Here is a 12,940-nt window from a genome sequence, read left to right as displayed (position 1 = left end):
CGCGATTATACGGATGTGGGGGCGGTGTCGCCAGCCGCCTCCAGCAGCGGCGACAGCGACGGTTCGAGCTGGGCGCGGCGCCAGCCCGAGAGCACGCCGGGCCAGTCCTCGCCGTCGAGCAGCGATTCCAGCCAGCGCCGCGAAGCCAGCACGCCATCGGGCAGCCCCAGTTCGACGCTGCGCGCGGAGACTGCGTCCTGCAGCCGCCGCAGCGCCTTGCGGTCGCGCTCGCTGGTGCGCGGCTCCGGGGCCTCGTCCTCGTCCGGCAGCGGCGTCTCCAGGGCGCTCCACACCGACCCGGCGAGCTTGCGCGGGGCCTTGGGGTGCGCGTCGAACAGGCGCTCGAGCGCGGCGCGGTCGGCTGGCGCCTCGCGCGCCAGTGTGGTCGCCAGCTCGTTGTCCAGCACCCAGTTGCGCGGCCGGTCGCTGCGCCGCGCCTGCGCGTCGCGCCAGCGCAGCAGCCGCAGCAGGCGTCGCCGGGCGGCATCGTCGAGGAACTGCGCGCTGCGCAGGGACAGGTGCGGCCAGCGCTCGCCCTCGTCGTTGCGCGCGCCGTCCAGCAGCCGTGCGCAATCCTCGGCGAACCATTCCTCTCGTCCGAGCGCGCGCAGCTTCGCCGACAGCACGTCGTGCAGCGCGAACAGGTGGCGCACGTCCTCCGCGGCGTAGTCGAGCTGCGCCGGCGAGAGCGGGCGCTTCATCCAGTCGGAGCGGGTCTCGCCCTTGTCGACCGCGATCCCGAGCAGGTCCTGCACCAGCCGCTGGTAGCCCAGGCCGGCGCCGACGCCCGCCAGCGCCGATGCGATCTGGGTGTCGAACAGCGGATCGGGCACCACGCCGCAGGTCTGGCGCAGCGCGACCAGATCCTCGCTGGCGCTGTGCATGACCTTGACGATGGACCGGTCCGACAGCAGCGGCGCCAGCGCGTCGGCCATGCCGCCCGCGAGCATGTCGACCAGCAGGATCGTCGGCGCTCCCGGCGCGGGCGCCTCGATCGCGACCTGCACCAGCGACAGCTGCGGCCAGTAGGTCCGCTCGCGGATGAACTCGGTATCGATCGCGACCCGCGTGGTCGCGGTGGCGAGGTGCGAACGGAGGACGGCGGGGTCTGCGACCCAGAACACTGGCGATGACGACATGGGAAGGCAGCCTACCGGTGGGCGGGTCGCGATGGCAATCCTGCAACGCCCGCGACCGCGGGAGCCCTCGAGCCACGCGCCGCGCGTCGCGATGGCTTAATCTGGTATGGATGCCGTCGAGGAAGTCCGTTCTGCGTGGGACCTGGATCGCGCTGGCGGTTGGCGCCCTGTGTTGCGCCGGCTGCGCGCGCGATCAGGCGGGTCCGGAAGCCCCGGGCACGCAAGCCGTCGCCGCGGACGACGCCACGCTCGCGGGAGGCGCCGGCAGCGTCACCATCAGCGGCGACGACAGCGTGGCCGGGAGCCTGACCTGGCAGGTGCCGGCGGTCGCACTCGAAGGCGCGAACCTGGACGAGCTCCGGCGCAAGGCGACCGCCGCACTCGCGGATGGGCACCTGCACGAGGATGCCGACGCCGCGATTCCGATCTACCTGGCGCTGTCGACACTGCCCGAGCACAGCGGTTTCGCCGAAGCGGGCCTGCGCCGCGCCCTGCGGCTCGTGCTCGACCAGGGCGACGCGGCGCTTGCGGATGCCGGCGACGACCCGGTCGCGCTCGATCGCGCCCGCAGGCTTGCGGCGGTGGCGCGCACCGTCGACGGCAGCGACGGCAAGGTGCTCGACTTCCTGCAACGGGTCGACGTGGCCGAACGCGTCCGGGCGCTCGACGAAGCCGGCGAACGCGCGCTCGCGCAGGGGGAGCTCGGCGAGGAAGGGGGTGGCGCGCTGGCCGCGTTCCGCGAGGCGCTCGAGCTGCAGCCGGCGCAGCCCAGGGCCATGCAGGGAATGGCCGCGGTGGAAAGTGCGTTGATCCGGCGGGCCGAGGACGCGGCGGAATCCGCCGATTTCGACGCGGCGCTGCGCTGGCTGGCGCACGCGGCCGAGGTGCGGCCGGATTCCGGACTGGAAACTGTGGCCGATGCGCACGCGCGCATCTCGGGGCTGCGCGCCACCCGCATCGCGCGGCTGCGCGACCTCGGCATCGCCGCGCTGCCGAAATTCGGCGGCGTCGACGTCGCACGTCGCCACCTGGCCGAGATGCTGCGCATCGCCCGACCCGGCGACCCGGCGGCCACCGAGTTGCGCGAACGCATCACCCTGGCGGTCCATTACGGCCTGTATGCGCCGGGGCAGGTGTTCACCGATGCGCTCGGTACCGGGGGGCGCGGCCCGCAGATGGCGGTGGTCCCCCACGGGGCGTTCACGATGGGCGCGCCCGACGGCGAACCGGGCGCCAGCGACTACGAACGCCCGGCGCACCCGATCCGCTTCGAGCGCGGCTTCGGCATGTCGATCCGCGAGGTGACCGTCGGCCAGTTCCGACGCTTCATCGCCGCGACCGGGTACCGCACCCGCGCCGCGCGGCGCGGCTTCTCGATGGTCTACGACGAGCGCAGCGGCAACTTCGTGCGCCGCAGTGGCGTGGACTGGCATTCGGACTACCTGGGCCGCCCTGCGGACGACGGCCTGCCCGTGGTCCATGTCAGCGCGCGCGATGCGCAGGCCTACGCGGAGTGGCTGGCGACGCAGACCGGCAAGCGCTACCGGCTGCCGAGCGAGGCGGAATTCGAGTACGCGCTGCGCGCCGGCGGCAGCGGGCGCTACCCCTGGGGAAACGGCGAACCGCCGCCGCGCGCGGCCAACACCACCGGCGCGCTCGACCGCTCGCCGGCGGGCAAGACCTGGACCAACGCGTTCAGCGGATACGGAGACGGCTACTGGGGCCCGGCCCCGGTCGGACGGATGGCGCCGAATGCATGGGGCCTTCACGACCTGGCTGGCAACGTCAGCGAGTGGATGGCCGACTGCTGGCATGATGGCTACCGGCGGGCACCGAAGGACGGTTCGGCCTGGATTAACCCCGGCTGCCGCGACCAGGTCATCCGTGGAGGTTCCTGGGCGAGCTCGCCGGCGCAGACGCGCTCGGCGTGGCGCGCCCCGGCGAACGTGGACACCACCAATGCCCGACTCGGCTTCCGCGTCGTGCGCGACTTGTGATGCAGCGGAGGCAGGGAGATGCGACGTGACCCGTTCGGTGGCCGCCACGGACAACAGCCCGCAGGGCGCAAGCGCGGCATCAACCCGCGCTTCATCATCCTGCTGCTGTTCGCCGGCTACGGCGTCTACTACTACTTCTCCAACCAGGCGGTCGATGCGGTCACCGGCGAGTCGGTGCTGATCGACAAGGGCCTGTCGATCGAGGACGAGAAGGCGCTCGGGCTGCAGGCCTACGAGGAAATCCTCTCGCAGGAGCAGCCGGTCGACCCCAATTCCCAGATCGCCCGCCAGGTGCGCGACATCGCCCGGCGCCTGATCGCCAAGGTGCCGGAGGTGGAGGCCGCGCTCGCGGCCGAGCACGACCTGCCGGCGCCGACGTTCTCGCGCGGTTTCGAGTGGGAGGTCAACGTCATCCAGTCCGAGCAGGCCAATGCCTTCTGCCTGCCCGGCGGCAAGATGGCGGTTTACACCGGCCTGGTGCCGGTGGCGCAGAACGAGAACGCGATGGCGGTGGTGATGGGCCACGAGATCGCGCATGCGCTGCTGCGCCACGGCGCCCAGCGCATGGCCCAGCAGAAGCTCAGCCAGGTCGGGCAGATGGCCGGCGCGATGAGCGGCATGGACCCTCAGCAGCAGCAGATGATCATGGCGGCGATGGGTTACGGTTACCTGCTGCCGTACGCGCGCAAGCACGAAACCCAGGCCGACGAGGTGGGGTTGATGCTGGCCGCCGCGGCCTGCTTCGACCCGCAGGAATCGGTGCCGCTGTGGGAGCGGATGGGCGCGGCCAGCGGCGGCCAGGCGCCGCCGGAGTTCTCGTCCACCCATCCGAACCCCGGCACCCGCATCGCCAACCTGCAGTCGCTGATGCCCAAGGCGCTGGAGTACCGCAAGCGCTTCTGCACGGAGTCGGGGGGCGCCGCGCGTTAGCGCGCCACGTCCGCCCCTCTCGCTGGCATTGCCTGTATTGATCGGTACGCCCGCTGGTGGCGCACGGCACGTCGGTGTTGCCGGACGCACGCTGGCTTGCAGCGCATCGGCCCGATACCCGCTCGCGCAACCCCGGGGCAGGTGCCTGGCGCGTGTTCGCGACCTGGACCGTAATCGACGGGCAAACGGCGCGGCAGTCGGACCCGGCGCGCCGACGCGCCGGCGGCCTCAGAACGCCATGTACAGGCCGCCGTTGACCGGGATGTTGGCGCCGGTGATGTAGCCGGCCGCGTCGTCGCTCAGGAACTCGACGGTGCGCGCGATCTCGTCCGGATGGCCGAGGCGGCCGACCGGGACCTTGTCCACGATGTCCTGGCGGATCTCGTCGGGAATCGCCGCCACCAGCGCGGTCTCGCAGTATCCGGGGGAGATTGAATTGACGGTCACGCCCTTGCGCGCCACCTCGCGGGCCAGCGCCATGGTGAAGCCGTGCATGCCGGCCTTGGCGGCGGAATAGTTGGTCTGGCCGAACTGGCCGGTCTGGCCGTTGACCGAACTGATGTTGACGATGCGGCCGAAGCCGCGTTCGGCCATGCCCCCGATCGCGTGCCGGCACAGGTTGAACACGCTGTCGAGGTTGACCGACAGCACCGCGTCCCACTGCGCGCGCTCCATCTTGCGCAGCGTGGTGTCGCGGGTGATGCCGGCGGCATTGACCAGGATGCCCAGCGGGCCGTGCGCCGCCTCCGTATCGCGCACGAAGACTTCGCAGGCCTCGAAGTCGGACACGTCCAGCGCCGCGAAGTGGATGTCGTGGCCCTCGACCTCATGGGCGAAGCGCGCCACCCGCTCGGGATGGCCGCCCAGGTCGGCGGCGACGACGCGGCGACCGGCGCGCGCCAGGGCGATGCAGATGGCCGTGCCGAGTCCACCGATGCCGCCGGTGACGACGGCTACGCGCTTGTTCATGGGATGAATGGGGGGGAAGGGAAGAAGGATCGGGCGGCCATCGGACGCCCCCGCGGCGCGGACGGTCAGCGGCCGCGCTTGGGGTCCGGCGGGCGACGCTCCGGATCCGGCTTCTGGCCGACGCTGCCGGTCAGGTTCTTCTGGAACTCCTTCCAGAGTTCCATGTTGCGTTCGGTCAGCTGGTTCATCATCGCCCACGGCGTCTGTCCGAGCATGCCGCCCATCTGCTGCCGGAACTGCTGCTGCTGGTCCAGGAACGCCTGCATCGAACGTTCCAGGTAGCTGCCCATGAACCCCTGCAGCGAATCTCCGTAGAAGCGGATGATCTGGCTCAGCAGCTGGGTGGACAGCACCGGCTCGCCGTCGGACTCGTGCTCGGCGATGATCTGCAGCAGGACCGAACGGGTGAGGTCGTCGCCGGACTTGGCGTCGCGGACCTCGAACTCCTCGCCGTCGACGATCAGCTGGCGCACGTCCTCGATCGTGATGTAGCTCGAGATCTCGGTGTCGTACAGGCGGCGGTTGGGGTACTTCTTGATGATCCGGGTCGAAGCCATTGGAACGGATGCCCGAAGGATGGTGCCGCGCAGCATGGCGCAGCGCAGCACGGCTTGCAAGCCGACGCGTTCAGGCCTCCCGGCCCGCGTCTAGTCGTGCGGTCGGGCGGGCAGGCGTGCTGCGCAACATACGGACGCGTCCGGGACCAGGATGCGCAACAAAAAGGCCGGCATGACCGGCCTTCTCGCTGTCGCCGCGGTCGGCAGGGGCGCGACTACCAGCCCATGTGGTGGCCGCCGTTGATGTCGAGGTTGGAACCGGTGATCCAGGCGGCCTGGTCGTCGACCAGGAAGGCCACCGCGTAGGCGATCTCCTCGGGCTTGCCGAGGCGCCCGGTGGGGATGTCGGCGGCGATCTTGGCGCGCACTTCCTCGGGCACCGCCATCACCATGTCGGTGGCGACGTAGCCGGGCGAAACCGTGTTCACGGTGATGCCCAGCTTGGCGTTCTCGCGCGCCAGGGAAATGGTGAAGCCGTGCATGCCCGCCTTCGCCGCCGCGTAGTTGGCCTGGCCGTACTGGCCCTTGAGCCCGTTGATCGAGCTGATCTGGATGATCCGGCCCCACTTGCGGTCACGCATGCCCTCGATCACCGGCCGGGTGACGTTGAACACCGAGTTGAGGTTGGTGTTGATGACGTCGTTCCACTGTTCGGCCTTCATCTTGTGGAAGGTGCCGTCGCGGGTGATGCCGGCGTTGTTGACCAGGATGTCGACCGGGCCGAGGACCCGTTCGACCTCGCGCACCATCGCCTCGGCTTCCGCCGGCGAGGTCACGTCGCCCTTGACCAGGGTGAACTCGTAGCCGTCGGCCTTCATCTGCGACTGCCACGCCCTGGCCTTCTCCTCGCTGCGGTAGTTGGTCGCCACCTTGTGGCCCTGGTCCGCGAGCTTCTTGCAGATCGCCGTGCCGATTCCGCCGGTACCACCGGTTACCAGAGCCACCCGTGTCGTCATGTCCCGCTTCCTTTTCGTTTCGCCGCCGCCGCGGCACCACGGACAGTCTAGTCGCCGTGGGCGACAGTCGTGTTGTGCATCGCGGCGTGGAGGCCGGTGGGCGCGCGCGGAATCCGCGCCGGATCGAAGGCGGCGAGCGCGGCCGCGAGGAAGCCGTCAGGCGATCGGGCGGTATCGACCGCGCCCGGGTCCTGGCCGAGTACCTGCCAGGCAAGGTGCAGCGCCGGCATCGGCGCGCGATCGTCCACGGGGAAGGCGGCCTGCGACTTCGACAGCTTGCGGCCGGCGTCGTCGAGCACCAGCGGCAGGTGCGCGTAGCGTGGCGTGGGCAGCCCGAGGCGTTGCTGCAGCAGGATCTGGCGCGGCGTCGAATCGAGCAGGTCGGCGCCGCGGACCACGTCGGTGATGCCCTGTGCAGCATCGTCGACCACCACCGCCAACTGGTAGGCCCACAGGCCGTCGGTGCGGCGCAGGACGAAATCGCCGACCGTGCTGGCCACGTCCTGGTGGACATGGCCGTGGATTGCGTCCTCGAACCCGATGCTGCTGCCGGCAGGGACACGCAGGCGGATGGCGGGATCGGGGCGCCGTGCGCCCGGCACGCACTGCCGGTGGATGCCAGCGGTCTCCGCCAGCGCGGCGCGACTGCAGTGGCAGACGAACGCGTCGCCGCCGTCCAGGAGCCGCTCCAGCGCTTCGGCATACGCGGCGCCCCGTGCTCCCTGCCACAGCACCGGGCCGTCGCCGTGGAGGCCGAAGGCAGCCAGCGTTCGCAACTGCGCCAGTGCCGCACCGGGTTGCTCGCGCGGCGGGTCGAGGTCCTCGACCCGCACCAGCCACCGGCCACCTGCGCGCCGCGCCATCAGCCAGCTGCCGAGCGCGGCGACCAGCGATCCGGGGTGCAGCGGTCCGGTGGGCGAGGGCGCGAAGCGGCCGAGATGGAGGGAAGGCGTGGGCATGGACGGCGGCTGAACGGTTCGGCGGGCGGACGCCGCCCGCGCTGATGATCGCCGCGCGCGACTTGAATTTCATCCCCGGCACCCCTAACCGTTACCCACGGCGGGCGCCCCCGCGGCCCGCCTTCCTCCCCGAGAATCCGCACATGTTCAAGCGCATCACGCTGTTCCTCCTCACCAATCTCGCGGTGCTGGCCCTGGTCAGTGTCGTCATGTCGATCCTGGGCGTGAATCCGTCGACCTTCGCCGGGCTGCTGGTGTTCGCCGCGCTGTTCGGTTTTGGCGGCTCGCTGCTCTCCCTGTTCCTGTCGAAATGGACCGCCAAGCGCTTCAGCGGCGCGCAGGTGATCGAGCAGCCGCGCAACGAGACCGAGCGCTGGCTGGTCGAGACCGTGCGCCGCCAGGCGCAGGCCGCGGGCATCGGCATGCCCGAGGTGGCGGTCTACGACGCGCCAGAGATCAACGCCTTCGCCACCGGCGCCAACCGCAACAACGCACTGGTCGCGGTCTCCACCGGCCTGCTGCGCTCGATGGACCGCGACGAGGCCGAGGCGGTGCTCGGCCACGAGGTCGCGCACGTCGCCAACGGCGACATGGTGACGATGGCGCTGTTGCAGGGCGTGCTCAACACCTTCGTGATCGTGCTCGCGCGGGTGGTGGCCCGTGCGCTGAGCCAGTACATGGGCCGCGACATGGGCGGGATGGCGTATTTCGCCGTGGTGTTCGCGCTGGACATGATCTTCGGCCTGTTCGCGAGCATGATCGCGATGTGGTTCTCGCGCCACCGAGAGTTCCGTGCCGACGCCGGTGGCGCGGCCCTGGCCGGCAGGCACAAGATGATCGCCGCGCTGGAGCGGCTGGCGCAGAACCACGGCCAGAACACGCTGCCCAAGCAGATCGCCGCGTTCGGCATCAGCGGCGGCATCGGCCACGGCCTCAAGCGCCTGCTGATGAGCCACCCGCCGCTGGAGGAGCGCATCGCCGCCCTGCGCGCCGCACCGCCGGAGACCCTGCGCGAGGGCGTGGCGGTCTAGAAGCCGTGATTGGTGTTTGGTGATTGGGCTCTCCGGACCCAGGTGAATCCTCATCGATGAAAACGTAGAAAGGCGCGGACTTCCGCGCCTTTCGCTTTCTCGAATCACCAATCACCAATCACGAATTACCAGTCACCAATCACCCATCATTCGAAGTCGTAGTTCATCACCGGACTCGCGGTGGCCAGGAAGTGGCCCTCGACGTAGTCCACGCCCGACGAGAACAGGATCGACATGCTGGCCGCGTCCTGCACGTACTCGGCGATGGTGCGGATGCCCAGTTCCCGCGCGCGCTTGGCGATGTCGCGGACCCGGGCCTGGTTGTCCTCGTTGCGCGGCAGGTCCTCGATGAAGCTGCGGTCGATCTTGAGGATGTTCGGCTTCAGGTGGGCCAGCAGCTGGAACGAATCCAGGCCGACGCCGAACTGTTCCAGCGCGAGCCGGCAGTCGAAGCGGCCGATCGCATCTGCGAAGGACTGGGTCGCCTTGAGGTGGGTGAACACCTTGGCCTCGGGCAGCTGCAGGACCAGGTACTCGCCCGGCACCCCGTGCGCCTGCAGCTGGTCGCCGATGAACGCGGCCAGGCCGGTGTCGTCGAGCGCGGCCTGGGTCACCTTGACCAGCAGCGTGGTCGGGCGGTTCGAAGCGATCCGCTGGCCGAGCACCGAGATGGCCTGGCCGATCACCGCACGGTCGATCTCGCCGAGCAGGCCGTGTTCCTCGGCGATCTGCATGAAGTTGGTGGGCGAGACCAGCTGGCCGTCGCCCGGGTCCAGCCGCATCAGCGTCTCGTAGGTCGCACCGGTATCCCCCTGCAGGTTGATGATCGGCTGGTAGTGCAGCACGAACCGCTGGTTGTCGAGGGCATCGCGCAGGCGTGCGACCCAGGCGCGCACGTGCTCTTCCTCGGCCCGGTCCATAGCGGCCGGATCGAAGATTTCGTAGCGGTTGCCGCCCACCCCGCTGGACGATTCCACGCCCAGGGTCGCCTTGGCCAGCACCTGCGACACGCTGGCGATCTTCTCGCCGATCTGCACGCCGCCGATGCTGGCGGTGATCACGCTCGAGCGCGTGCCGATCGAGAACACGTCCGCCGAGAACGCGGCGAGGACCTTCTCGGCCAGCGCCGAGGTGCCCGCGTAATCGCCGCCGCGCAGCAGCACCGCCAGGGTGTGCTCGGAGAATCGCGCGCCGATCGCGCGTCCGCCCAGGTCGCCGTCGCCCAGCAGCGCCTGCAGCCGCTCGCCGATCGCCGCCAGCAGTGCATCCGCCGAGTCCAGGCCGATGTCCTGCAGCAGCCGGTGGTAGTGGTCGGGCTCGATCAGCAGCAGGCCGTGCTGGCCATGGTTCTGGCCGGCATCGTCGACCGCATCTTCCAGCGACCGCAGGAACGTCGGGCGGTTGAGCAGCCCGGTCACCTGGTCGCGCTGGCGCAGTTCTTCCAGTTCCTGGGCCAGTTCCGGGTCGAACTCCTGGCGACGCAGCACGACCTGCAGGCAGGGTTCGCCCTCGTACTGGGCCTGGGTGAACTCCATCGAGGCCGGGAACGCGTTGCCCTCGAGGTCGCGGGCCTCGAGTTCGTAGCGCGGCGGCGGTGGCTCGCCGCGAGCCAGCGACTTGAGCAACTGCTTGAAGTCCTCCACGTGCTGCGATCCGACCATGTCCAGCAGCGACATGCCCTCGATGTCCTCGAAGCTGTCGTAGCCGAACATCTCCAGGTACGCGCTGTTGGCGCGGATGTGCATGCCTTCGTGCACGTAGGCGATGGGGTCGCGCGAGGATTCGATCAGCGAGTCGCAGCGGCGTTCGGTCTCGCGCAGGCGCGCCTCCAGGCGGCGCTGGGCGCGGCGCGCCTCGAGGTCGTCCCACTCGTTGCGGACCTGCGACAGGACCTGCTGCGGCCGGTGGCGGAGCGCGACCGCGCGCGCGCCGGCGCTCAGGACCTCGTCGTACTGGGTCTCGTCGAGTCGTTCCGCGATCGCGATCACCGGCAGGTCCTTGCCGGTGCCGGTGACCAGGTTCATGGTGTCGTCGAACGTCAGCGACTGCGCCGCCAGCGCCGCCAGCACGAGGTCGGCGGGGCCCGTCAGCGCCGCGGCGAGTTCATCCGGAGTGGCGGCGCGCACCGGGCGCACCGCGATCCCGGCATTGCGCAGGCCGCTGACCAGAGCCTCCGCATCCTCGACGCGCTCGTCGACGATCAGCAGGCGCAGGGCGTTGTCGGGCTTCTTCGGCATGCGGTCCTCCGGTGGAAGGCGGGGTTATGCCATGGCGCCGCGGGTCGCGTCCATCGCGGCGGGTTCACAGTGGGCGCTTGGACCCATCCCCGGCGACCTCGCGCACCAGCCGGGGCAGCAGGTAGCCGGGCAGGCGCATGCGCATCGCCTCGTGCAGGGCGCGTGCCTCGTCGTCGGGAACCTCGAAGTGCGCGGCGCCGGCGACCCGGTCCAGCTGGTGCAGGTAGTAGGGCAGCACGCCAGCGGCGAAACCGCGTTCATGGAGCGCCGCCTGGGCTTCCAGCGAATCGTTGACCCCGCGCAGCAGGACAGCCTGGTTGAGCAGGGTCGCGCCTCGGGCGCGCAGCGCCGCGGTCGCCGCGTCGACTCCGGCGCCGAACTCGTTGGCGTGGTTGGCATGCAGTACCACCACGACCGGCCAGGGCAGCGCCGACAGCCAGGCGAGCAGGGCGTCGTCGACCCGTTCCGGCAGCACCACCGGCAGCCGGGTGTGGATGCGCAGGCGGCGGACGTGGGGAATGGCGGCCAGCGCGTCGGTCAGCTCGGCCAGCTTGGGCGTGGCCAGCGACAGCGGATCGCCGCCCGACAGGATCACCTCGTGCAGCGAGTGGTCGGCGCGGATCGCGGCCACGGCCGCGCGCCAGCCCGCGGCGGCGGCGGTTTCCTCGGCATAGGGGAAGTGGCGGCGGAAGCAGTAGCGGCAATGGATCGCGCAACTACCGGTGGCGACCAGCAGCGCACGTCCGGCGTACTTGTGGAGCACGCCGTGGCCGGCGCGGGCGGCGGCGTCGCCCACCGCGTCCAGCGAAAAACCGGGGGCCGGGCGCAGTTCCGCGTCCAGCGGCAGCACCTGGCGGAGCAGGGGATCGTGCGGGTCGCCGTGGCGCATGCGGGCCGCGAACCCGCGTGGCACGCGCAGCGGGAACTGCGCGGCCGCGGCTTCCGACACGCCCGCCAGCGCCTGCAGGCCAAGCAGTGACAGCAGTTCGCGCGGGTCGCGGATGGCTTCGCGCCAGTGCTGCTGCCAGCCGGTCGGCTGCAGCCGGGCGGGGGCAGCAGGTATCATGGTGGTTTGCATGTCTTCGCCCGGCCGCGCCGGACCTTCCGATTCCCACATTCTAGCCGCCCGCGGGCGGTCCAGCAGGAGACCCCATGGCCACTTTGGGCATGAACGACGTCAAGAACGGCCAGAAGATCCTGGTCAACAACGAACCGGCGATCATCACCGAGACGGACTACGTCAAGCCCGGCAAGGGCCAGGCCTTCACCCGCGTGCGCTACCGCCTGATCAAGTCCGGCCGGGTGCAGGAAATCACCATGAAGTCCACCGATTCGGTGGAAGCCGCCGACGTGGTCGACACCGACATGCAGTACCTGTACAGCGACGGCGAGTACTGGCATTTCATGAATCCCGAGAGCTTCGAGCAGGTGCAGGCCGACGAAGCCGGCATGGGCGGCGCCGAGAAGTGGCTCAAGGGCGAGGAGACCTGCGTGGTCACGCTGTGGAACGGCACCCCGATCATGGTGACCCCGCCCAATTTCGTCGAACTGAAGATCACCGAGACCGATCCGGGCGTGCGCGGCGATACCTCGGGCGGCGGCGGCAAGCCGGCCAAGCTCGAAACCGGCGCCGTGGTGCGCGTGCCGCTGTTCGTCGGCCAGGACGAAGTGATCAAGGTCGATACCCGCTCCGGCGACTACGTCAGCCGCGTGAAGTGACGCAACGGCCCACGCGCACAGCGCGTGGCTGCCGTTGCGTCATCCCGAGCCGCAGGCGAGGGATCTCCCCAGGCGGCGACGCCGTCTCCCGCCCACGCGCACAGCGCGTGGCTGCCGTTGCGTCATCCCGAGCCGCAGGCGAGGGATCTCCCCAGGCGGCGACGCCGTCTCCCGCCCACGCGCACAGCGCGTGGCTGCCGTTGCGTCATCCCGGGCCGCAGGCGAGGGATCTCCCCAGGCGGCGACGCCGTCTCCCGCCCACGCGCACAGCGCGTGGCTGCCGTTGCGTCATCCCGGGCCGCAGGCGAGGGATCCCCCAGGCGGCGACGCCGTCTCCCGCCCACGCGCACAGCGCGTGGCTGCCGTTGCGTCATCCCGGGCCGCAGGCGAGGGATCTCCCCAGGCGGCGACGCCGTCTCCCGCCCACGCGCACAGCGCGTGGCTGC

At 70.5% G+C, this 12,940-nt stretch carries 11 protein-coding genes; 4 read left to right on the top strand and 7 right to left on the bottom strand.

The features are described 5' to 3' along the window. Positions 1 to 5 precede the first annotated feature (5 nt). A complete protein-coding gene (gene rnd, locus FZO89_RS01430; RefSeq protein WP_149101594.1) occupies positions 6 to 1,139 on the bottom strand; it encodes a ribonuclease D in 1,134 nt (377 codons plus the stop codon). Positions 1,140 to 1,249: 110 nt separating this feature from the next. Between rnd and FZO89_RS01425 the strand changes: the two genes are divergently transcribed. Continuing rightward, the gene (locus FZO89_RS01425; RefSeq protein WP_149101593.1) at positions 1,250 to 3,136 is read left to right on the top strand and encodes an SUMF1/EgtB/PvdO family nonheme iron enzyme; all 1,887 of its coding nucleotides are present in this window, start codon (positions 1,250 to 1,252) and stop codon (positions 3,134 to 3,136) included. A gap of 18 nt (positions 3,137 to 3,154) precedes the next feature. Continuing rightward, on the top strand, positions 3,155 to 4,066 hold the full coding sequence (locus FZO89_RS01420; protein WP_149101592.1) for a M48 family metallopeptidase: 912 nt from the start codon (positions 3,155 to 3,157) through the stop codon (positions 4,064 to 4,066). 228 nt (positions 4,067 to 4,294) lie between these two features. Here the strand turns inward: FZO89_RS01420 and phbB (FZO89_RS01415) are convergent, their stop codons facing one another. The 4 genes from phbB (FZO89_RS01415) to gluQRS form a co-directional block, all read right to left on the bottom strand. Then, positions 4,295 to 5,035 carry an acetoacetyl-CoA reductase gene (gene phbB, locus FZO89_RS01415; protein WP_149101591.1) on the bottom strand — a complete coding sequence of 247 codons (741 nt, stop codon included), beginning with the start codon at positions 5,033 to 5,035 and terminating at the stop codon, positions 4,295 to 4,297. Positions 5,036 to 5,100: 65 nt separating this feature from the next. Then, complete coding sequence (gene phaR, locus FZO89_RS01410; RefSeq protein WP_149101590.1) at positions 5,101 to 5,592, bottom strand: polyhydroxyalkanoate synthesis repressor PhaR; 492 nt, start codon at positions 5,590 to 5,592, stop codon at positions 5,101 to 5,103. 215 nt (positions 5,593 to 5,807) lie between these two features. Continuing rightward, positions 5,808 to 6,548: a beta-ketoacyl-ACP reductase gene (gene phbB / locus FZO89_RS01405; protein WP_149101589.1), complete on the bottom strand. Its 741-nt coding sequence runs from the start codon at positions 6,546 to 6,548 to the stop codon at positions 5,808 to 5,810. A gap of 47 nt (positions 6,549 to 6,595) precedes the next feature. Further along, entirely contained in the window at positions 6,596 to 7,507 is a 912-nt protein-coding gene (gene gluQRS, locus FZO89_RS01400) for a tRNA glutamyl-Q(34) synthetase GluQRS (protein WP_149101588.1), read from the bottom strand. A 143-nt stretch (positions 7,508 to 7,650) separates the two neighbouring features. Between gluQRS and htpX the strand changes: the two genes are divergently transcribed. Beyond that, positions 7,651 to 8,538, top strand: a complete 888-nt coding sequence (gene htpX / locus FZO89_RS01395; protein ID WP_149101587.1) for a protease HtpX — start codon at positions 7,651 to 7,653, stop codon at positions 8,536 to 8,538. A 146-nt stretch (positions 8,539 to 8,684) separates the two neighbouring features. Here htpX and FZO89_RS01390 read toward each other — a convergent pair whose 3' ends face one another. Both FZO89_RS01390 and epmB read right to left on the bottom strand, forming a co-directional pair. Next, positions 8,685 to 10,775, bottom strand: coding sequence for an EAL domain-containing protein (locus FZO89_RS01390; protein ID WP_149101586.1), 2,091 nt, complete (start codon positions 10,773 to 10,775; stop codon positions 8,685 to 8,687). Positions 10,776 to 10,839: 64 nt separating this feature from the next. After that, the gene (gene epmB / locus FZO89_RS01385; RefSeq protein ID WP_149101585.1) at positions 10,840 to 11,853 is read right to left on the bottom strand and encodes an EF-P beta-lysylation protein EpmB; all 1,014 of its coding nucleotides are present in this window, start codon (positions 11,851 to 11,853) and stop codon (positions 10,840 to 10,842) included. Between the two features lie 74 nt (positions 11,854 to 11,927). Here epmB and efp point away from each other — a divergent pair, with 74 nt between their 5' ends. Beyond that, positions 11,928 to 12,494: an elongation factor P gene (gene efp / locus FZO89_RS01380; protein ID WP_149101584.1), complete on the top strand. Its 567-nt coding sequence runs from the start codon at positions 11,928 to 11,930 to the stop codon at positions 12,492 to 12,494. Positions 12,495 to 12,940 lie beyond the last annotated feature (446 nt).

Source organism: Luteimonas viscosa (assembly GCF_008244685.1).
In the GTDB taxonomy this organism is placed as follows: Bacteria; Pseudomonadota; Gammaproteobacteria; order Xanthomonadales; family Xanthomonadaceae; genus Luteimonas; species Luteimonas viscosa.
The sequence above is the reverse complement of the archived record's forward strand: the minus strand, read 5'-3'. Positions and strand labels throughout refer to the sequence as shown.